This is a genomic window from Amphibacillus jilinensis Y1 (genome assembly GCF_000306965.1).
Lineage (GTDB): Bacteria > Bacillota > Bacilli > Bacillales > Amphibacillaceae > Amphibacillus_C > Amphibacillus_C jilinensis.
The window spans coordinates 141,088-162,054 of sequence record NZ_JH976439.1 but is presented as its reverse complement, the minus strand read 5'-3'; the positions used below and the strand labels follow the sequence as shown (position 1 = coordinate 162,054).

General features: G+C 35.0%; 19 protein-coding genes and 1 pseudogene. 12 read left to right on the top strand and 8 right to left on the bottom strand.

The window, feature by feature from the left end; genetic code table 11:
* The first annotated feature begins 262 nt into the window (after window positions 1-262).
* The 5 genes from B494_RS0114595 to B494_RS0114575 all read left to right on the top strand — a co-directional run bounded on the left by B494_RS0114595 (window position 263) and on the right by B494_RS0114575 (window position 7,037).
* Window positions 263-628, top strand: a complete 366-nt coding sequence (locus tag B494_RS0114595; protein WP_241211430.1) for a hypothetical protein — start codon at window positions 263-265, stop codon at window positions 626-628.
* An 11-nt stretch (window positions 629-639) separates the two neighbouring features.
* Window positions 640-2,415 carry a TnsD family transposase gene (locus B494_RS19975; RefSeq protein ID WP_277422588.1) on the top strand — a complete coding sequence of 592 codons (1,776 nt, stop codon included), beginning with the start codon at window positions 640-642 and terminating at the stop codon, window positions 2,413-2,415.
* A 72-nt stretch (window positions 2,416-2,487) separates the two neighbouring features.
* On the top strand, window positions 2,488-4,023 hold the full coding sequence (locus B494_RS0114585; RefSeq protein WP_017473127.1) for a Tn7-like element transposition protein TnsE: 1,536 nt from the start codon (window positions 2,488-2,490) through the stop codon (window positions 4,021-4,023).
* Between the two features lie 202 nt (window positions 4,024-4,225).
* Window positions 4,226-5,290 (top strand): SIR2 family protein, encoded by a 1,065-nt coding sequence (locus tag B494_RS0114580; protein WP_017473126.1) that lies wholly within the window; start codon window positions 4,226-4,228, stop codon window positions 5,288-5,290.
* 1 nt (window position 5,291) lies between these two features.
* The gene (locus tag B494_RS0114575) at window positions 5,292-7,037 is read left to right on the top strand and encodes an ATP-binding protein (protein WP_017473125.1); all 1,746 of its coding nucleotides are present in this window, start codon (window positions 5,292-5,294) and stop codon (window positions 7,035-7,037) included.
* A 94-nt stretch (window positions 7,038-7,131) separates the two neighbouring features.
* Here B494_RS0114575 and B494_RS0114570 read toward each other — a convergent pair whose 3' ends face one another.
* Window positions 7,132-7,716, bottom strand: coding sequence for a CGNR zinc finger domain-containing protein (locus B494_RS0114570; protein WP_017473124.1), 585 nt, complete (start codon window positions 7,714-7,716; stop codon window positions 7,132-7,134).
* Window positions 7,717-7,836: 120 nt separating this feature from the next.
* On the opposite strand from B494_RS0114570, the gene B494_RS0114565 reads away from it, so the two are divergent.
* From B494_RS0114565 to B494_RS0114550, 4 genes are all read left to right on the top strand, one after another.
* Window positions 7,837-9,066, top strand: a complete 1,230-nt coding sequence (locus tag B494_RS0114565; RefSeq protein ID WP_017473123.1) for an MFS transporter — start codon at window positions 7,837-7,839, stop codon at window positions 9,064-9,066.
* 51 nt (window positions 9,067-9,117) lie between these two features.
* Window positions 9,118-9,594 (top strand): DinB family protein, encoded by a 477-nt coding sequence (locus B494_RS0114560; RefSeq protein ID WP_017473122.1) that lies wholly within the window; start codon window positions 9,118-9,120, stop codon window positions 9,592-9,594.
* A gap of 437 nt (window positions 9,595-10,031) precedes the next feature.
* Complete coding sequence (locus B494_RS0114555; protein ID WP_017473121.1) at window positions 10,032-10,859, top strand: DNA alkylation repair protein; 828 nt, start codon at window positions 10,032-10,034, stop codon at window positions 10,857-10,859.
* A gap of 106 nt (window positions 10,860-10,965) precedes the next feature.
* Window positions 10,966-11,295 (top strand): hypothetical protein, encoded by a 330-nt coding sequence (locus B494_RS0114550; protein WP_017473120.1) that lies wholly within the window; start codon window positions 10,966-10,968, stop codon window positions 11,293-11,295.
* A 113-nt stretch (window positions 11,296-11,408) separates the two neighbouring features.
* Here B494_RS0114550 and B494_RS19520 read toward each other — a convergent pair whose 3' ends face one another.
* Both B494_RS19520 and B494_RS0114540 read right to left on the bottom strand, forming a co-directional pair.
* A complete protein-coding gene (locus B494_RS19520) occupies window positions 11,409-11,654 on the bottom strand; it encodes a transposase (protein ID WP_051128271.1) in 246 nt (81 codons plus the stop codon).
* 192 nt (window positions 11,655-11,846) lie between these two features.
* Window positions 11,847-12,302, bottom strand: coding sequence for an Lrp/AsnC family transcriptional regulator (locus B494_RS0114540; RefSeq protein ID WP_017473118.1), 456 nt, complete (start codon window positions 12,300-12,302; stop codon window positions 11,847-11,849).
* A 243-nt stretch (window positions 12,303-12,545) separates the two neighbouring features.
* Between B494_RS0114540 and B494_RS0114535 the strand changes: the two genes are divergently transcribed.
* Both B494_RS0114535 and B494_RS0114530 read left to right on the top strand, forming a co-directional pair.
* Window positions 12,546-13,754 carry an MFS transporter gene (locus B494_RS0114535; protein ID WP_017473117.1) on the top strand — a complete coding sequence of 403 codons (1,209 nt, stop codon included), beginning with the start codon at window positions 12,546-12,548 and terminating at the stop codon, window positions 13,752-13,754.
* An 875-nt stretch (window positions 13,755-14,629) separates the two neighbouring features.
* Window positions 14,630-15,484: a hypothetical protein gene (locus B494_RS0114530; RefSeq protein WP_017473116.1), complete on the top strand. Its 855-nt coding sequence runs from the start codon at window positions 14,630-14,632 to the stop codon at window positions 15,482-15,484.
* A gap of 661 nt (window positions 15,485-16,145) precedes the next feature.
* Here B494_RS0114530 and B494_RS0114525 read toward each other — a convergent pair.
* The 5 genes and pseudogenes from B494_RS0114525 to B494_RS20845 form a co-directional block, all read right to left on the bottom strand.
* Entirely contained in the window at window positions 16,146-16,511 is a 366-nt protein-coding gene (locus B494_RS0114525) for a YxeA family protein (protein WP_017473115.1), read from the bottom strand.
* Window positions 16,512-16,526: 15 nt separating this feature from the next.
* A complete protein-coding gene (locus B494_RS0114520; protein ID WP_017473114.1) occupies window positions 16,527-18,452 on the bottom strand; it encodes an ABC transporter permease in 1,926 nt (641 codons plus the stop codon).
* Window positions 18,442-19,203, bottom strand: a complete 762-nt coding sequence (locus B494_RS0114515; protein WP_017473113.1) for an ABC transporter ATP-binding protein — start codon at window positions 19,201-19,203, stop codon at window positions 18,442-18,444. The genes B494_RS0114520 and B494_RS0114515 overlap by 11 nt, the downstream gene beginning before the upstream one ends.
* 108 nt (window positions 19,204-19,311) lie before the next feature.
* Window positions 19,312-19,464 (bottom strand): annotated as a pseudogene (locus B494_RS21495) (ATP-binding protein); the annotation flags it as partial.
* On the bottom strand, window positions 19,434-19,613 hold the full coding sequence (locus B494_RS20845; protein ID WP_420884348.1) for a response regulator: 180 nt from the start codon (window positions 19,611-19,613) through the stop codon (window positions 19,434-19,436). The gene B494_RS20845 and the pseudogene B494_RS21495, both read right to left, overlap by 31 nt.
* Before the next feature lie 505 nt (window positions 19,614-20,118).
* Here B494_RS20845 and B494_RS0114505 point away from each other — a divergent pair.
* The gene (locus B494_RS0114505; RefSeq protein ID WP_017473111.1) at window positions 20,119-20,967 is read left to right on the top strand and encodes a sialate O-acetylesterase; all 849 of its coding nucleotides are present in this window, start codon (window positions 20,119-20,121) and stop codon (window positions 20,965-20,967) included.

Genomic DNA, 20,967 nt, shown 5'->3' with positions numbered 1-20,967 from the left:
CAGGTCGAACGAAGGAATTTACGCGCATTGACGCCGAGAGACGTGGGAGGGTCCACCGCCATGTGAAAGTGGAGATCCATTGTGCGATCATACGTTATTAACCATTTAATGGAAAAAAGTCCGTTACCTTGTCCGACGTATGTCATCTAAATTCCATATTTATTATAATTTAGAAACAATAGTAAGTGCACCTGGCGTGAGCTTCAAGTAATCAAGAGAAATAAGAAGTAAAGCGTTGAAATTCTAAGAATATATTAATTTATTGAGGGAGCGTCAAAATACAATCGAGTATAAACGTCAAGACATGATTGGGAACTTAAGTGTTGAAGTAGCAGCCCTTGGTATTTTTGATAGTTTGAAAGAAAACGATATTAAAAAGCTTGCACAAAATATAGTTGAGGGAAATCCACTTGATACTGAATTTAATCAGCTTAAAGCAGATGTGATTCAGCAGGCGATTGTGTTAAATCAACAAAAGAAAGATCAAAAAACAAAGGCAAAAGCAAAAAATGAAAAGATTCTACCATTGCTAAAGCTAAGAAAGCAAGCGTTAGACAAAAAGCAACACCCTTATGAATTATTAAAAGCAAATGGATACATTAAAAATCCTTTGGAGGAATTCTACTAGGAGGAAATTACATGCTGCCATTCTTTACTGATCCATATCCAGATGAATTGATTTATTCGGCGGTCGCACGCTATCACTGTTACAGTGGGAATATTGATTGCAAAGATACGTTGGAAGAAGTATTTCAAAGTCGTTCTGTTATACCAAGTGTAGAGATTGGCAGCCATTTTTCTGTACTAGTTGAGCAATTAGGTTCCAACTATTCTATTGAATCTCTATTAGCTTACCATACAATTTACCCTTACTATGCTCCGTTTCTTTCCAAGCACCGTCAGGAAGAACTTCTACAAGATTTTCAAGGAGACGGACAAGGACTTTATACCAGGCTAGGAATGGTCGCAGGAGGTATTTGTAAAAAGGATGGTCTCTTTTATTGCCCAGAGTGCGCAACTAATGATATTGAGCAACATGGAGAACCCTATATTCACCGTGAGCATCAGTTACAAGGGATTGATTTCTGCGCATATCATGAACAAAAATTAAAGAAGTATCCTATCGATTTTTCAAAGCAGAGTAGAATTGAGTTTATTCGATTTGATAAAAAACTAATGAACTTATCGATGATCCAAGAAGTTGAACCAAAGGAGTTTGTAGCCATTCAAATCGCTTTAGCAAAGATGGGCCATCAACTCCTGCAAGTTCCAATACAACAATTTTCAAGAGAATCTATTAATCTTAAATATCGTGCTCTTTTACGAGAGCGTAATTTAGTAACAACTTCTAATCGACTTAGGCAAAATGAGCTATACAAGGTATTTCGATCAAAGTTTCCAAAAGGATTTTTAGATAAGTATGAGTCAGCAATCAACGTAAATGATGAATACAATTGGCTGAAGGTCATTACACGCAATCTAAAACGTCATGTACATCCTTTCCGTCATTTGCTTATGCTTTATTTCTTAGAACAAGATGTTGAGTCCTTTTTACAAATTGAAGCTGATACAGGTCCCTTCGGTAGTGGCCCATGGCCTTGTTTAAATAAAGCAGCTAATCATTATAAGGAATTTGTGATTCATGAAGTAAATGTTACAAGGGATTTTAAATCAAATGCACCCATTGGCACGTTTGAATGCTCTTGTGGCTTTATTTATGCTAGAAAGGGTCCTGATAGATTATCTGAAGATAAATATCGTATTGGACGTATAAAAGCGTTTGGAGACATCTGGAAGGCTAAACTACGTGAGCTAGAAGCCGAAGGGACGTACAGTACAAGAACATTAGCTAAAATGCTTGATGTAGATTCGAAAACGGTAAAAAAATATCTTTCTTCAGAGATAAAAATTGAAAGATTATCAGAAAATGATATTCCTTCGACGTTGCTAATTTATCGAAAGCAATTATTAAAAGGAATACGGCAATACCCAAGTTGTTCAAGAACACAAATTCGTAAGTGTTTCCCAAAAGAGTATATGTACTTGTATCGTCGCGATAAAGAATGGCTGTTTGAACAGTTGCCTACAATCCAGGAGAGAAAAAATAATCAAGTAATTGTCGATTGGGCCTTACGTGACCATGAATACTGCTCTATGGTGAAAAAACTTTACAAAGAACTAATTGAACTAGGTAAACCTATCCGGATTACAATCTCGATTGTTGGAAAACGACTTGGAATATTATCAAACTTGGAGAAACACCTGATAAACTACCCCGTACTAAAAAGCTCCTGTCTGAAATTGCGGAATCTACTCAGCAATTCCAAATCAGACGTTGTTGTAAGATTATTGATCGAATATTACAGAGGCAAGAACCAGTTGTATTATGGAAAGTACAGCGTATTGGAGCTGTGAAGTCACATCATTTTCATGAAATAAAACCGTATTTGGAAGAATATTTACGAACAAAACAGGAAGTGAAAAGTTATGAGCAAACAACAGGTTAAACTGTTTTGGCCATTTGTTAAAGGAGTAAAAGCTGAATTAATTTGGATTGGTGAGCCCTTCCGCAAAAATAATAAAATGATGATTTATGCTTACTTTCATGCACGTGGTCGGACAGAAAAATTGATGATGGATTGGGGTTCACTACCTTGTTTAGCTATTCAGCACTTCTACACTGACGGAGTTATAACAACAAGTTTTCCTCCTCAGGGTGTACGGGAGGTAGATATCACTATTTATCCGAATATAGTCAAATATTATGAGAAGCCTTGGAATATCCGAGGTAGCACTGATCGTGCTACATCCCGAAGTTTCGTATTCCCTTCTAATGGAAAGAACATCATTTTGCCAGTGATTGAAGTCTTACGAAGTATATTAGCACCAAATGGCTTTTTTCTTTATCGTTTATTTGAATCGAATTCATTTCCTCAATTCTTCACAGAAATCTATCAAACTAATAAAATGCATCTTAGTTTTTCTTCTCAATATGAAAAAAAGTACACAAAGACACCTTTTGTTTACCAGTTAGCTTGGTTGTTAACAAATAGCGATTTGCGACAAATGTTTGAAAATGTGTCATTTACTTGGCTTCAGGAGCAAGTATTAAAATTTGAATGGTCATTTACTAAGCCACTTACTCTTACAGCTAGAGTTAAGGAGACTAGACATAGCAGGACTGTACTACAAATCGTTAATGTGAAGAATAAGCATATTCCGTATGAACACCTCTCACTCTCTCATCCAGAAATACAAGAAAGAGAGAAGTCTGAAGAAGCAAAGAAAACAACTTACCGAAAGCTGAATAAAAGAGCAGATGAAGATGGATTTATACTAGACGAACAATTGGATGGGGCGACTGATGATTTTGACCTTGTTCAAATGAATCAGTTAAAGCATGAATACACGACTGTACCTAAAATCGAGCGAGTAAAAGGTAATCCCACTAAACAACGTACGACAGAAGATGAAAATACAAAGAAGTATTACATAAACAATGATTCAATACGTTCTACGGCGGATAGTGGTGGACACCAACTAGGGCGTGGGTTGGAACATCAAATGTTGAATGAAATTCAGGCTCAAGGAGAATTACAAGACTTTATTAATGTTCTAAAGGTGATGGAGCAATTTCCCGAAGTGAAAATGATACGTGCTTTCACAGATACATTGCCGGAAGGCCTTGGAGAACGTCGATTTACCAAATTGAGTGACAATTTTACTAAACGGCAATATGTTATTGCAGAAGTTATGGTATGGAACGGTCAAAGTTTCAACATTATAGAAGTTCAGCGAGAAAATCGATCTTTATCTATGTTGATTTTAACATCTCCAATAATCCAAGATTGGAAGTCTATAATTAATCAACTGCTAGTGAATCTTGTGAATGATAGTGGGACATGGTCAAGAAAATCTTTAGAAAACATTGAAACTAAAGAGGTTAATGTAACAAAATCCAAGCATAGTTCTAAAGGAGTTTTTCATAGAGCAGAAGCTTTATTTAACAAGTTGATAAAGTGAACAAATAAAAAATGAAATTTTTCATAAATTCCAACCTTAAATTGGTGATGAAAGACTCGTGTTACATTGATTTGGGTTATAATGGTAATTAAATAAGAGTTTACTAGGCATAATTACTTATTTAGTTGGTATAATTTTTGGGCTTAATAGCTAACATATAATTTTCTGCTTTAGAATTTCTAAAGTTAAGGGAGGTTGACTAATGGATGATAGTGTAAAAGATAAGCTTTATAGAGAAATACAATCTTTTTTTAGTAGTAATACAGTCTTGGTAGTGGGATCTGGGCTTTCATGTGCAGAGGGCTTACCTGGAATGTGGGGATTAGCCGCAGAACTTATAAAAAAAGTACCAGAGGAAATAAAAGAAGATAGCCTGAGGCAGTGGGACAATATAAAAAATGACTTACTTAATAACGAAGGCCTTGTAAAAGATGATGCAAATTTGGAGGCGACACTCTTAAAGTATCCGCCTAATGAAGATATAGAAGTAGCTATTCGTAAAGTAACCACAAATTATATAAAAGAAGAGGAAAGACAAGTAATACATAGGGTGACTACCGGTGAGAACAAATTACGTTTTTCAAATTTTATCAAAAGATTTAGAATACCTGAAACTGGCTTAGTTGTAATTTGCACTAATTACGATAGGTTAATAGAGATTGCGTGCGAGGTTGAGGGTATACCGGTAGATAATTTATTTTATGGGAAAAACATCTCTGAATTAAATGAAAAAAGGAGCCAAATGAGCTTTTGCGAAAGAGTAGAAAGAAGTGGAAAAGTAGTCAGAAAGGTTTTTACTAAAAAAGTATTAATCTATAAGCCACACGGATGTCTGAATTGGTACTGGTCTAACGGTAAACCTATTAGTACAGCTATTGATTTAAATATTGAACGGTTAATCATAACACCAGGAGCAAACAAGTATAGGAATGGATATGACACTCCTTTTGATATACATAGGGCAAAAGCAAATATAGCTATTGATACAGCCTCAAAATTTATTATTATTGGCTATGGTTTTAATGATGAACATTTAGAAACGCATTTAAAGCGACGCATTATGAATGGTATTCCAACCCTGGTCTTGACAAGAACTCTAAGTGACAATACAAAAAAAATAATTGAAGGTAAAGGAAATGTAATTGCACTTTCTTACTTTGAAGGTGGAGGATGTTCGGGAACTGAGGTTTTTTATAGAGACAATACGTACCGGATTAACGGAGTCGACTTGTGGGATATTGATAAATTAAATGAGGCGGTGTTTTGAAATGGAAAAAACAATTTTCAATTTAACAAGTGATAATAAAGTAGGAAGGGTTATAGGTGTTGATACATCCAACATAATTGTGAATGTGGACAACTCTGAGATTATGACCAAATTAAGTATCGGCCATATAATGGCAGTAAAAGGTAATTTTGAACATGAACTATTAATATGCCTAATAGAGAAGGTGACCCGTTCTCAACTTGACATGTTAGTTATGGATGAAATAGAAGAGGAAGACATGGAAACTAGCACCAATGACTTAATTAGAGCAACTTTGATTGGAACATTTAAAAGTGTAGATGGAACCAAACGTAATCTTTTCAAGAGAGGGGTTAATCTTTTTCCAAATGTTGATAGCGAATGTTATTTAGTGAATGGTGAAAATTTACAACGCTTTATGAACATTTTAGATAATGAAGTTAAAAAAAGTCAAAAGCTTATAGTTGGAAATTTCGCTAACGATACAAATTCTCAGGCGATACTAGATGGTGATAAACTTTTTCAGAGGCATGCTAGTGTGCTTGGAAGTACTGGTTCAGGGAAAAGTTGGTGTGTGGCAACAATTCTTGAAAAGGCAAGTGAATTAAGATACCCAAATATAATTGTTTTTGATATGCACGGAGAGTATGCTTCGTTAACAAAAGGAGAAAGTAAAATTGCTAAAGGATTTAAAATAGCTGGTGCAGGTGACTTAGATAGTGAAGATACTAATCTAATATATTTGCCATTTTGGATGTTAAACCGTGAAGAAATACTTTCAACTATCTTAGATAGAAGTGATAGTAATGCTCCGAATCAAGCTTCTAGATTCACTGCACATTTGAAAACTCTAAAAATGACTAGCGTAGAGGATCAAAATGATGAAAGTGTGAAAAGATCATTTACAGTAGACTCTCCAATCCCTTATTCAATACTGGATTTAATAGCATTACTTAAAGAAGATGATATAGGTATGAAGCAAGGTGCCAAAGGAATGGTAAAAGGAGATTGGAATGGGAAACTCACACGATTTATTTCAAGATTAGAAACAAAGGTTGAAGATAAAAGGTATGCATTTTTATATAACCCTAGAGAGGAATGTAATAATTACAATTGGTTAAATACTTTTATTTCAAAGTTATTATCTATGAATGAAGATAGTAAAGGAATAAAAATCATTGATTTCTCCGAAGTTCCTTCAGATATTTTACCTGTTGTTACTGGTACTTTAGCTAGAATTTTATATGATGTTCAATTTTGGATGAAAAATGATAAAAGGACTCCTTTCACTTTACTTTGCGATGAGGCGCATCTTTATTTACCAGTAAAAGATAATGCTGATTCGGTTCAAAAACAAGCTCTTTATAACTTTGAGAGAATTGCAAAAGAGGGGCGTAAATATGGAGTCTCATTATTCGTTGTGAGTCAAAGGCCCTCAGATGTAAGCAGAACAATTTTGAGTCAATGTAATAATTTTGTTGTGTTACGATTAACGAATGATCGAGACCAAAATGTTGTTAAGAACTTAGTTCCGGATTCTCTAAAAGGTGTGACTGATTGTTTACCTATATTAGATGTTGGAGAGGCTCTTATTTTAGGTGATGCAATCTTGCTGCCTAATAGAATTAAATTAAAGGAGCCTAAATTGAAGCCGGAAAGTAATACAGTGGATTTTTGGAGTAAGTGGAATGAAATTGAACCTGAGCAAGCAGAATTAGTAAAAGCCATTAGGAATATGAGAGCCCAGTCAAGAATAGATTCTAAGTAATTTATGTTCTAGAATAGTTTTGATAGGAGAAATATTTATCAATTTAGCCTTATATATACAAAAAGAGAAATAAGAGTACTAGTAATAGTAGCTCTTATTTCTCTTTTTTCTTTTGTTGTTGATAACGAGTCACTTTTTCCCGATTTCCACATATTTTCATTGAACACCACTTTCGTCTACCACGAGTATCTATAAATAACAAGACACAGTCTGGATTAGCGCAGCGGTGTATATAGCTTAATTGATCTGAGTCAAAAAGGGTTAAGGCATCTAATGCAATCAAGGAAACTAAAGCTTTTGCGGGCTCTCCAATAGGAATAAGAATTAATTTATCATTTATCAATTGATAAGTAAAGGGAGCTTGTTTAATTAATAATTCTAAATGAGTGATCCAATCAGATGAAAGGACTTTCTCGTCTGCCATTTTTTCATAACTTTCACGAAGAAGTGAACGCACTTCACGTAAAAGTGGTAATGCATCCTCCGCCCAATGTTTTATCTCCTTATTAAATTGTTGATTAATGATGATGCTTTTTTTTGTTAAAGTATGAAACCATGCTATAACATGTTCTGGTTGAGTAAGCAAATCATGTCGAGTGCCGTGGCGGACGACTTCAGTGTTAATCAAATCGATTGAGATATTCCCTGATATTAGTGGGAAAGTTACTTCATTTGTCACGTGAATTATCCTCCTTTAATCATTAACCTATTGTAACACGTTTGACAGGTTAAAGAAAATGAGCTATGTTATTAACTATTAAAAGTGTATTTTAGTGGTTAATTTATGGAGGTGGGTTATATGTCAAACTCTTTTTTAGGTTCCAAAATTGTGATGGTAACCTTTGTAACGTTAATGGGTGCATTTGGTTTAAACTTAACAGCAGGACAATTTTTTGCTCCGTTAAATGATACATATGGTTGGGATTTAACGGTTCTGAGCTTAGCTGTATCACTTAATATGATCACTTGGGGAATTTTCCAGCCAGTTATGGGGAGATTAATTGATCGGTATGGTCCGAAACCTGTGATTTCAGGTAGTGCAGCTTTAATGGGGATTGCATTTATCCTTTCAGCAACAATCACACAATTATGGGAATTCTTTCTTTATTATGGAGTATTAACAGCTATTGGTTTTGCTGGCTGTGCTTCCATGGCAAATTCTGTATTAGTATCCAGGTGGTATGTTAAGAAACGAGCTAAAATGCTTACGAGAAGCTCCATGGGAATGAATATCGGTCAACTTATACTACTGCCACTAACAGGATTTTTAATTGCTAGTTCAGGTTTTCGATCTGCATTTGTGGTACTGGGATTAATCATGCTCGTTATTGTTGTTCCAATCGTATTAATTGTAGTAAAGAATAATCCGACAGATGTTAATCAAATGCCGGATGGAGACTCAACATCCTTATTTACAGCAGCAACAAGCATCTCATTGTCCGAAGCATTAAGGAGTAGAGAGTTTTGGATTGCTACTTTAGGATTTGCTACATGTGGTTTTACCTTATACTTGGTAACCATGCATCTTCCAAATTTTGCAGTTGATTTAGGAGGAGGGAAATCACTTGGTGGTCAATTGTTGGGTATTGCTGCCTTGGGAAGTGCAGTTTCGATGTGGATTACTGGGCAATTAACACTTGTAATGGGAAAAAAGAATTTACTTATTATTTTGTATATGGTTAGGTTGCTTGCTTTTATATGGCTTGCTGTGTCACCAGGTATTTGGCAATTATATGTGTTTGCTGTCGTGTATGGGATCTCTTCCATGCCGATTATTCCACTTGTAACTGGAATCATTGGTGATAAGTTTGGAAAAAATGCAATGGGAAGCATTCTTGGATTTAGTTGGTTCATCCATCAAGTATTTGCGGCGATAGCTGTATTTCTTGGTGGCTACCTTCGAACAATGACTGGTAACTACGAACTAGCATTTTGGTTGGGAGCAGCTTTATTGGTATTTGGAGTCGTTCTTACCACATTAATTAAGGAGCAAACTTTACCTGTCAATAGCAAAACAGTGGTGCAATAATATATACGCTAGTATTTTAAACTTAAATAAATAGAAAAGGTGAGTTATAAAATGAGTCATTATCTATTTCAACAGTTAAAATTTGTACGTAAGGCTACGATTGAATACGTAAAAGGTGTGAATGAAAATAGATTGGAAGTTGTACCTGCAGGAGTGAATAATAATATCAAATGGAATTTAGGTCATATATACATGGTAACTGAAAAATTTGCTTTTCAACTTACAGGTGAAAAAGTCACTGTACCTGATAAATTTCCTGAGCTTTTTAATCCAGGCACATCTCCAAAAGATTGGTCTATCGAAACTCCAACGAAAGAAGAATTAATCGCTTTATTAAATGAACAAATGCTAAGAATGGATGCAATATTATCGGAGAGGTTAGATGAACCGATAAAAGAAATATATAACTCTTCTACTGGACTGCAAATAAGTAGTGTTGTTGAATGTCTAAGCTTTTGTCTATATCATGAAGGAATGCATTTTGGTGCAATAAAAAGTATCAATCAATGTTTACAAAATAAAGATTAATAATGATAAGGGTCCTGAACATTACAAGAAGGGTTTGAGTAACCACCGTGGCTATAAACGTTTAGAAATAATTAACGACTCGATGACCGGTTATTACTTTAATGATCAACTAACAATAAAAATCATGGAAAACTCATACTCGTAGTATCCAGTATTCAAAATAGCTGCTATTGTAGAATTAAATAAAGATGTACCGTTTATAAGAAAGTTGTATCGTTTTAAAGAAAGTTATACCGTTTGTAATAAAGTTGTACCGTTTTACCCCTTTGGATATAATTGTCTAAAGGGGTGTTTTATGTCGAAAAATGAATGAAAAAAAGTTCATGAGACTGAGGAGTAGAAGTTTAATTATATGAATAGGCTTGACTATACTAAATTTATATTATTGTGCTTTATATATATTCACATCACTATCAGTATGAATGGAGTGATATTTTATGAAGATTGACCAAGCAGTAGTAGACAGAAAAGGAGCTAGAAAGGCTAGTAGCATCCCTGAGGAAGTAAGAACTTTATTGAATCAAGGTAAAATAGAGAGTGTTAATTTAACTGAATGGCTGGCTGTTAATCATATTTATTTATTAGAAGCTGTTTTACCTAACATAGGCTTAGGACATAAATTAAAAAGTGTTATTTCAGAAATGAAAAAACAAAAGGTTGAATCTGGAATGAAAGCCATTCGTTTAACTGGTGAACTATTATATCAAGCAATCAATGAAGAAAATGAGAAAAAAAGAAAAGATACCATCGGAACACTCTCAAATCATCAATCTGATAGTGTTCGTTGTTGGGCATCCTTTATGAATAAAGACCCAAACATTACTTTAGCAGAAAAATTAGCTTACATATATCCTTTTGCGGCAGATCACCATTTTGGTGTTCGCGAAATTGCTTGGATGGCAATCAGAGAGGATTTATCAATTCGATTGGATAAAAGTATAGAACTATTAACGGAATGGGCAGAAAGCTCTGACGAAAATATACGTAGATTTTCAATAGAAGCGATACGCCCTCGTGGAGTGTGGGCAAAACATATTGAAGCCCTAAAACAAGAACCTTCGAAAGCTCTACCTATTCTTAATTTATTAAAATCAGACCCTTCAAAGTACGTTCAAGATTCAGTTGGTAATTGGTTAAATGATGCGAGTAAATCACAACCTGATTTTGTGATAGAGATTTGTGACATTTGGAGTCAAGAATCCGATACAAAAGCAACAGCAAAAATTATTAAGAAAGCCAAAAGAACCATTATGAAGAAAAGTTGATTTGAAATTAAAAAGTGGATAAAGTAAGTACTCTCATGATATAGAACCAAAAAGACCGTACTTTTTTACAAAAATCAGACTTGAATTTACTGAAGAAGAATCCATTTTGATCAATCTTTTTTTAAAATGGATTCTTCTTATTTACTGTAAAATACGGGTTTGTGAGGTTGTTTTTAATCAAACTTTATTTCAAATTAACACCTACTACCCTCGTCAAAAAGACTATTTTGGTTTTACAAGTGGCGATATGGTTAAAGGTGTTGTCGCTAAAGGGAAAAATAAAGGAACTTGGTATGGAAGTGTCGCTTGTAGAAGTACAGGTAGTTTCAATATCAATCTGAAAGAAGGAAGAAAACAAGGAATCAACCACAAGTATTGTCAGCTTGTCCAAAAGGCAGATGGATACAAATATACGATGGAAAGGAGAGAAGTGTAGACCGATCACATTCCTCCCTGACCAGTAATAATAAAGTCGTTTAACTTTATGTGATGAAAGCTTTGTTATTAGGCTTAGTGACAGGGTTGCTGTCTAGAGCAGCAACCCTGTCACTAAGCCTCCTTGAGATCACGCATTTCCTTCTGGAGAGCTCTTAATTCAGGCTCTGCTGATGAGAACGACTGTACAGCCTTAATCTCTGGTTGTTGACCATACTTCTTCACCCAGCTATACAAAGTATTCTCGTTTACACCTACTTCTCTAGCCACTTGAGCTACAGACTTATTGTTTACAGTGATATACTTTACCGTCTCCATTTTAAATGCCTCTTCGTATCGTTTACCATTACCTCTTGCCATATAGACACACACACCGTTATAGTTTGTATTTTTATTATAACAATCTGTGTCTACTTTTTAGTCTAGCATCATATTTTTGATCAAACTTTATTCAAAAGCTACATACGGTGATTTCTGTATACGCTACGATTTCAAAGGAGCTCGGAATACCCCTACGCTTTCCAGGGAATACGTTGAACATAATTACTAATTTCACTCAGAAAGCAAATTTTCTTCTTCGTGATCGGGTATTAAATCTTTATGATCGAATGCGGAAGACATAACTATGAGTATTGTATAGTTTCCGTAACTGTCACATAGATTACCGAATTCTTCTAGATCCTGTGTTGAGTCAGCGATGACTTTTAATAAGTAATTATGGTCTCCACTAATACGGTAACACTCTGCAACTTCAGGGCTAGAACGACAAAAATCGAGAAAAGCAAGACAATTTTTTGTGTGAAATAACATAAAAGCAGCCGCATGTTTTCCGATTTTTTCAGGCGATATAATTGTACGGTATTCTTTAATCACTCCTTGTTCTTCCATACGATGTACTCTTTCTGTGACTGCTGGTTGAGATAAGTTAACTAATTTTCCAAGTTCCGTCCTAGATAATCTCGCATTGTGTTGCAGATGGTAAAGGATATTGCGGTCGACGTTGTCCATATAGTATCTCTCCTTACTGGAAATGGGGGTTGAACCAGATCAATTCAGAAATGAATAAATAAATTTTATTTCATGCATTTATTTTATAGGGTAAATAACTAAAATGCAATTATATTAAATGCAGATCAATCATAACTCCTTTAAGTATTCATGTACTTTAAATATTCTGTTTAGTAATATTTACAGTGACCAGGATAAGTAATTAATTTGTTCTGTAAATATTAAATAAGGAGAGTGACTATAATGAGTCGACACAGTGCATCAGGACAGCCTCATTCCACGAAAACACATGAAATAGAATCCCTGCCTTGGGGAGGTTTATTAGCACTTGCTATGGCGGGATTTATATGTATAATGACTGAAACTTTACCAGCGGGATTACTATTACAAATAAGCAGTGGACTTGGAGTATCGGAATCGTTAACTGGCCAACTTGTTACGTTTTATGCTCTTGGTTCGGTTGCCGCTGCAATACCAATCGTTACTGCAACACGTGGGTGGCGTCGTCGTCCGCTTTTGCTCTCGTGTATTATTGGATTTTTGATATTTAATACGGTGACGGCAATATCATCTCACTATATTTTAACTATTATTGCTCGTTTCTTTGCTGGTGTTTCTGCCGGAGTTCTTTGGGGGATTACCGCCGGATATGCTCGCCGTATGGTGCCAGATAGATTGAAGGGGAAAGCGATGGCTGTTGCAATGGTCGGTACGCCACTTGCCCTCGCATTCGGTGTGCCAATAGGGACTTTCCTCGGTTCATTAATTGGATGGCGATTAGTTTTTCTTCTTATGTCGTTGTTGGCGTTAGCACTTGTTGTTTGGGTGATTTGGAAATTTCCAGATTTTCCAGGTCAAAAAGCTGAAAATAAACCTCTTCATGAGGTCATCACTTTGCCTGGCATGCTATCAGTTTTGATGGTTGTCTTTGCCTGGGTGCTAGCCCATAATATTTTATATACTTATATTGCCCCATATCTTGCTCAAGCTGGATTGAGCAGACGTACTGATGTTATTTTATTATTATTTGGAGTATCATCAGTCATTGGTATCTGGCTAATAGGAGTTCTAATTGATAGTTGGCTTCGTGAATTAGTAGTCATAAGTCTGATAGGTTTCGCTGTTGCATCTATTTTCCTTGGATTAGGAATCAGTGAACCAGTAGTGATTTATATAGGCGTTGTGATCTGGGGACTGACATTTGGTGGAGCGGCCACATTGCTGCAAACTGCGTCTGCTGAATCCGCTGGGGAAAATGCTGATGTAGCCCAAGCAATGCTTGTGACTTCATGGAATCTAGCAATCGGTGGTGGCGGTGTAGTAGGCGGTATATTACTTGAACAGTTAGGTGTTCAAACACTTCCTTGGGCTCTTGTTTTATTAGTTGTATTCGCTTTGATTATAGTGTTGCAAGCTAAAAGAAAAGGGTTTCCAAAAAAAGTTAGAAATTGACTGCTTATATTATGATTTTGCACTATGATGTTATCAAAATGAGTATAGAAGAGATAATCATCAAAGTTTGAAATAAAGTCAAATTGTTTCAGGGAGTTGTTCCAAAGGTCGATAATTGATCGATGCCTTGCAACTCCCTTTTTAAATAAAGTTTGGCACGATATTTTCAGCGTAATAATTAAAGGTATCGTCTTTTTGTAAGTCATTTATTTTAAATAAAGTTCTTGTGATGTATGAATAATGTAGATTTAAAATAAAGTTGCACTGTTTCATTCCTTTTCGATTAAAGAATTTTAAGTGATTTTTAATCAAACTTTTTTATAAAATGGAATGTTCATTCAAAAAGAAAAGAATCGATTTTGATCAATCTTTTTTCAAAATGCATTCTTTTTATTTATCGTAAAATGTGGGGTTGGCAAGGTATTTTAATCAAACTTTATTTCAAAGCTACAGTGTTTGAAAATTTATAACAAAGATTGATCATTTGAAATAAAGATTGATAATTTGGAATAAAGTTTGATAAAAACAATCCTTTAAGATAACATGTTCTTGAAGGGTTGTTTTTTATTTCTGACAAACTAGCATGCCTTCTAGGCAAGTCTAAATTATACCATATCGTAATTTGGAACTGGAAGGTTGGGAAGGAATGTACAGGCAAAGACGCTGAGAGAAATGGGAGGGTAACCCCAGAGAAATGTGGAAATCGACTGGTGCGATCATATTTTTAAGCGAGAAAGCATGATCTCTACTAGGAAGGAGACTGATTTTCCAATATATGTATACAATGCAAGTTCTAACTAGTCAGTGCAAATTTCAAGAGCATGAAATTCTAAAGAAATTTGAAGAAAATCTTAATTTATAGAGGAAGATTTTACATGGATAATTTTAAAAATAACAAATCTTATTTACTTATGCTTCCTGCTATCTTTATAGGAACTTTTGCAATGGTTTCAAATGGTGTGGCTTCAGGCATTTGGCTTCAAAACTTATTAATCTGGTTATTGGGAACTGTTTTAGGTTCTATTTATTTAGTTCGTAATAAGAGAAAAAAATTAAGTAAAGGAAATTTGCTTCATACCGTCGTTATAGTGGCTTTATTAGTTTTACCATTTTTGTTTAATGGTATAGAAGGTGTTCATCGATGGTTAACTTTTGGACCAATTAATATATATATAGCAAGTATTATTTTACCCTTATTAATTATTCAGTTATGGATATTAGCATTAAACAATCGTGAAAGCTACGCAATAGGACTAATCTTTATTATATTATTAATATTGTTATTTCAACCAGATGCAGGTCAATTAACCGCATTTGCGTGTGCAACTGCTATTATTTTATGGAAAAACATTAGTAATTGGATGATAAAGTTTCTAAGTTTTATTCTAATTGCTGGCTTCGTTATCATTTCGTGGATTTTTCTCGATGATTTAGCACCAATTCCTTATGTAGAAGATATAATCTTTTTAGTTGCAGACCTTGGAAATGTCTGGTTCGTTTTAGGTATTTTATCTTTAATATTATTATTAAGTCCATTCTTTTTTTACGGTACAAAAAATATAATTTCATTAACCTTAGCAATTTATTTCTTAATGGCGATGATTGTAACTTTATTTGGTAATTTCCCTATGCCAATCATGGGATATGGGATGGCACCTATTATTGGTTACTTTATTGCTATCAGTTGGCTTAAAAAGAATAAAGGAAAAACTGGATTAGAGAGTTATTAAGCTATCGGGTGCTGATTGTGGAAGAGCAATAAGTAGAAAATGATCAAACTTTTTTATAAAAATTGAAGAATATTTCACAAGGGAAAAATCCATTTTGATCAATCTTTTTTTCAAAATGGATTTTGCTGCTTACGGTCATAAAAGGATTTATCAGGTATTTTTGATCAAACTTTATTTCAAAGCAACAGAAAGCGGAGGGAGTTTATGTATCGACTTTAGGTAATACTTTTAATTAGAATCGGGAACGTACAACTTGTACAGCTTCTCGGTTCTTTTTTGTTTGGGAAAAGGGAAGAGAAATCAATCATGACAAGGGTTGGAGATAAAAGAAAAAAATGTAAGTGTAGCTTTGAAATAAAGTTCGATAATTTATAGGATATAATAATCGCTAATGATTCCAAAGAGAACAAAGGGAAAGTGCTTTTAACAAACTACTGAGTCCATTCTTATAATGTATAAATAATAGATTGAATTATCGCTCACGGGAGCGTTGATTTAAGAAAGAGGAGTGTTTTTGTGATATATAAAAAGGATAGGAAAGCAGATAGACACACTGCTTTCCTATCTTTCCTATCCTTTTTTGCAGGTAAACACGTAACTGAATGTCTTTCCTGTCAATGATTATACTTACTCAATTTCAAGTGCAAAGTTGAGTAATAAATTAATTTTCACTATAATAATTTTCTAGTTCGACTTGTGCAGCATTTGGGATGTCGTCCCACGTTACTTCATCATAAGATGTTACTTCATTATTATTCCTAAGATAGAGCATTAAATATGCACCTTGTCGTAATTCTCTACCCGCAGAGAATTCTACATCTACTGATTCTCCTTCTTCATCAAATGCCTTTTGTTTGTAAATATATCTAGTTATTAATTCTCCACCATCCAAACTATCTTCCTTAGTCTCTGTAGGTTCTATCACTTCTATATATACATTGTCTTTTCCTATTCTTTGAATATTACAAGCAGTAAGTAATACTGCTACTAGCATGAATATAGCTAAAATACTAACTCCTTTTTTCAAACTAATTCTCCTCCTTTACAGCGACATTTTAATCACTTTTTTATAATGAAGCACAGACAGAAAGCCAAAAACTGAGTACAGTGCTGCATACAATCCCATGACAATAAGCATTGGTGTCCATAACTCTGTCCCGAAAATGAACCAGCCTGATTTGACGGCAAAGTAGCTGTGCATAAGGCCAACGACAAGCGGAATGCCGAAGTTGAATAGTTGCTTCCTTAGGATCCCTTGTAGAAGATCGTTTTGAGTGAAGCCTAGTTTTCGTAAGATTTTGTAATTTGGTTGTTCTTCATCACCTTCTTCTACTTGTTTAAAGTAGAGGATACAACCTGAAGTTATTAAGAAGGTGAGTCCGAGAAAGCCGACACTGAACATCGTAGTGCCCATATTGATTTTTTGCTGTAGCGCTACCGAGTATTGGGAGTTATTGCCAGAATCTTGACTGAATGGCATGCTTTGAAAAAGTGTATCAGCAGCTTCTACGGTTTCTCGATCAGCTAATGTAAAGCCAATATAAAGAGATGAGTCGAACTGAATATCTGGGTCCATGTCATTAGCGAGCATAGTAAATGTCGTTTCATTCACAATCACTGCAGGTAATCCGCCAGTAAAATAGAGAGGCAGCACACTATCATTAACTATGCCTACATACTCCTGATTGAAAACTGCCGTGAGTCCGTGAAAGGTAACTGTTCCTGAATCTTTCAAGTCTAACAGTGTCAAAAGCGCATCACTATATCCAGAAAATAACGTTTCACCTTGACTTACATCAATGCCTTCAACATAACGGTCACTTATAACCGCAACTCTCATTTTGTTCTCGATATCGTTGCCCGTAATCTCTTTGATATCAATTTCCACTCGAAGCACATCAACCCTTTGTTCACTGTAGCTAATTCTGCTTTCCTTTAATACCTCACCAAAAGCCACTGCATCCTCTGATGTGACAAATGCAAAATCAGTAGGTGCCGTATTCTCAGCATTACGCTCAGCTGAATAGTAGGAGATATAGTTTAAGGATAGCAGGCCGATTGCTAGTGCTGATACAGTTGTGATAATGGTAAGTAGCATCGCATTTGATCTCATGCGGAACATAATGGAAGATAGTGACATCACTTGATTGATGTTTAAATAGCCACCTTTATTTTTTCTTATCATGTTGGTAATAAAGCGTACAGAACCTTTGTAGAAAAAATAAGTTCCGAAGATAACAGATGCTAGAATAAAAATCATCGCTAAAAATAGGTGGTTTATGGACACGAAATCCCCATCAAAAAGTCTTGCCGATACATAGTAACCAGCTAAAATAAGTAGAATCCCAAAAATCCCGATCAAGATTTCTATGCTCGAAATCTTACTTACTCTGCTTTCTGTTTTACTAGTAATATGAAATAGTGACAAAATGCTTTGGTTCCTAATAAAAAGATAGTTCATCAGCATGATCAAAATATAGATACTACCGAATACGAGCAATGTTTGGATGAAAGCCTCGTCAGAAAAATAGAGAGAGGCAACGGCATCCACGCCCGTTATTTTAAATAAGGTCATGGCGATTAATTTCGAAAAGGCAAAACCGAAAAACGTTCCAATGAATAATGAACCAAAATAGAGTATGACGTTTTCAGCAGTGAGGATCTTGAAAATACGGTTTTTCGTCATGCCTATAAGTTGAAATAAACCAATTTCTTTACTGCGTCTTTTGATAAATAGATTATTAGCATATAACAGGAACACAGTCACAATAACGATTAGAAGTACAGAAGCCGCCCTAATGGCTACTAATCCTCTAGTCGATTCGGATGCTTCGGCCATTGAAGGATCATACTGCAAGGTAACGAAGGCAAAGTAGAGGGCAGCACTAAAGACGAGAGCGAACACATACAAATAATAGCTTTTTACGTTCCTTTGAAAGCTGCGGAAAATTAGCTGATTAATGCTCATTGTGCACCCCACCTAAAACTCCTTGTGTCTTCATAATATCCTTTAAGAATGTGTTTCGGCTTTCTTCTCCTTTGTTCAATTGGGTATAGATTTGACCATCTTTAATAAAAATAACACGGCTACTGTAGCTTGCTGCAACAGGGTCGTGAGTAACCATCACTATGGTTGCTTTTCGCTTTTCATTTAAAGTGCTTAATTTACCTAGTAGGTCAGACGCTGCTTTTGAATCAAGAGCACCAGTTGGCTCATCAGCAAAAATAATACTTGGCTCGTGAATGAAAGCTCTCGCCGCAGATGTCCTTTGTTTTTGGCCGCCTGATATTTCATTGGGATATTTACCCGCTATGTCTTTAATTCCAAGGTCTGCTGCGACCATTTGAAATTTCTCTAGTGCTTCCTTTTTGGAAATATTTGTGATCGAGAGGGGTAATAAGATATTTTCTTTTACTGTTAACGTATCAAGTAAATTATAGTCTTGAAAGATAAACCCTAAATGATGCTTTCTAAATTCCGCGAGCTTCTTTTCTTTGCTTTTCGTTAGTTCCTCACCTTCGATTTCTAAGGAACCATGGCTTAGCCGGTCAATCGTTGATAACACATTTAGAAGAGTGGTTTTCCCAGATCCTGATGCACCCATGATCGTAACAAATTCCCCTTTTTTAATGCTAATATCAATTCCCTTTAAGACCTCTTGTCTCGTGAATTTATTTCCGTAGCTTTTATGGATTTTTCTAGCTTCAAGTATATTCATAAAAAAGTTCCTCCAACTGTTAAGTGACCCTACCCTTACTGTATATATTCCTTTCCATGAAGTCCTTTGATTATCCTAACAAAAAAGCAAAGGCGAGTGACATTTTTGTCACTCGCCTTGAATCTGGAGAAATCGATTCTCTTTTGAGAAGGTAAGGGTAAATGTTGTCCCTCTACCAACAGTTGACCAAACGGAAATGTGAATACCAAGTGGGATGGCAGCCTTTTTTGCTAAGTACAATCCCATGCCTGTAGCATGTTGTCTGGATGAACCTCAGCAAAGCTCTCCATGACACTTTGAAAGTTTTTAACCTCAAACACTTCATATTCCCAGTCTACAAGCCGGTCTTTTATCTCTTTAAATAGAGTAGCATCATCTTCAATTAATAATATCTTAAACAACGTAGTCACCTAGTGAAAAAATACTATAATGAGAACGATAATAATTAGTAGGATAAGACAGGTAACTAAAAAGCAAATGACTCTTAAGTGCCTTTGTTCAACTAACAGGAGTTAATGTTGAGAAAGAAAGACGAAAAACAAACAACTGATCCATTTGCAGCGTAATACAACGATACGGCTTATTAAATAGCTCTCTTTTGAGACGATTGTTAAATGCAATCGTCTTACTTATCTGACGTTAACAGAGCAGTAAGATTCTTCACTTATATGAGATTTTGTGAAAGAATAGCCTTTAGCACACTAGGAGTTTAGTGAATAGTTCCGTGTGTAAGTATTTTTCAATGTGAATTTGACAACAAGTCTAATTAGACTATAATATACTTAGTGCGCTAGTCTAATTAGACTTTGGTTGATAGGTTGAATTTCTTAATCTAGAAAAATCTATTGAACCAATAAATTAAATGAGTAATTACTTAACATATAAATATTTAAAAATTGAAAGGAAGAACAAAAAGTGATTAAATCGTTTTTAATGTTAGGACAGTCAAATATGGCTGGACGAGGGTTTATTAAAGAAGTACCCTCGATCTATAATGAAAGAATACAAATGTTGCGTAATGGGAAATGGCAAATGATGACTGAGCCTATCAATTATGATCGTCCTGTTTCGGGGATAAGTTTAGCAGGCTCATTTGCAGATGAATGGAGTCGCCAAAATCAAGAAGATAGTATTGGTTTAATTCCTTGTGCTGAAGGTGGAAGTTCTTTGAGTGAGTGGTCTGTAGATGGAGTGCTTTTTAGACATGCAATAACTGAAGCTAAATTTGCTATGCAAAGTAGTGAGTTAACTGGAATACTATGGCATCAAGGAGAAAGTGATAGTAATAATGATAACTACAAAGTATATTATGAGAAGCTCCTCTTAATTATTAATTCTCTTAGAAAGGAATTAAATGCTCCAACTATTCCAATTATAATTGGTGGTTTAGGAGATTTTTTAGGAAAAGAAGGATTTGGTAAAAGCTGTACTGAATATAATCTTGTTAATCAAGAGTTACAAAAATTTGCTTTTGAACAAGATCATTGCTACTTTGTCACAGCTTCAGGATTAACTTCTAACCCTGATGGTATTCATATTGATGCTCTATCACAAAGGAGATTTGGTTTGCGATATTTTGAAGCCTTTTCTAGCAGGAAGCATGTTTTGAAGCCTCTAACTAATGAAAATGAGTGGTTAAAACTAAATCAGGATCGAACACATACTAATGCAGAAAAGATATATATAAAAACTATGGATTTTGCATTAGGGAAAATAACATATGATGAATTTGTATCTCAAGTCACGCAAATCAACAAACAATGA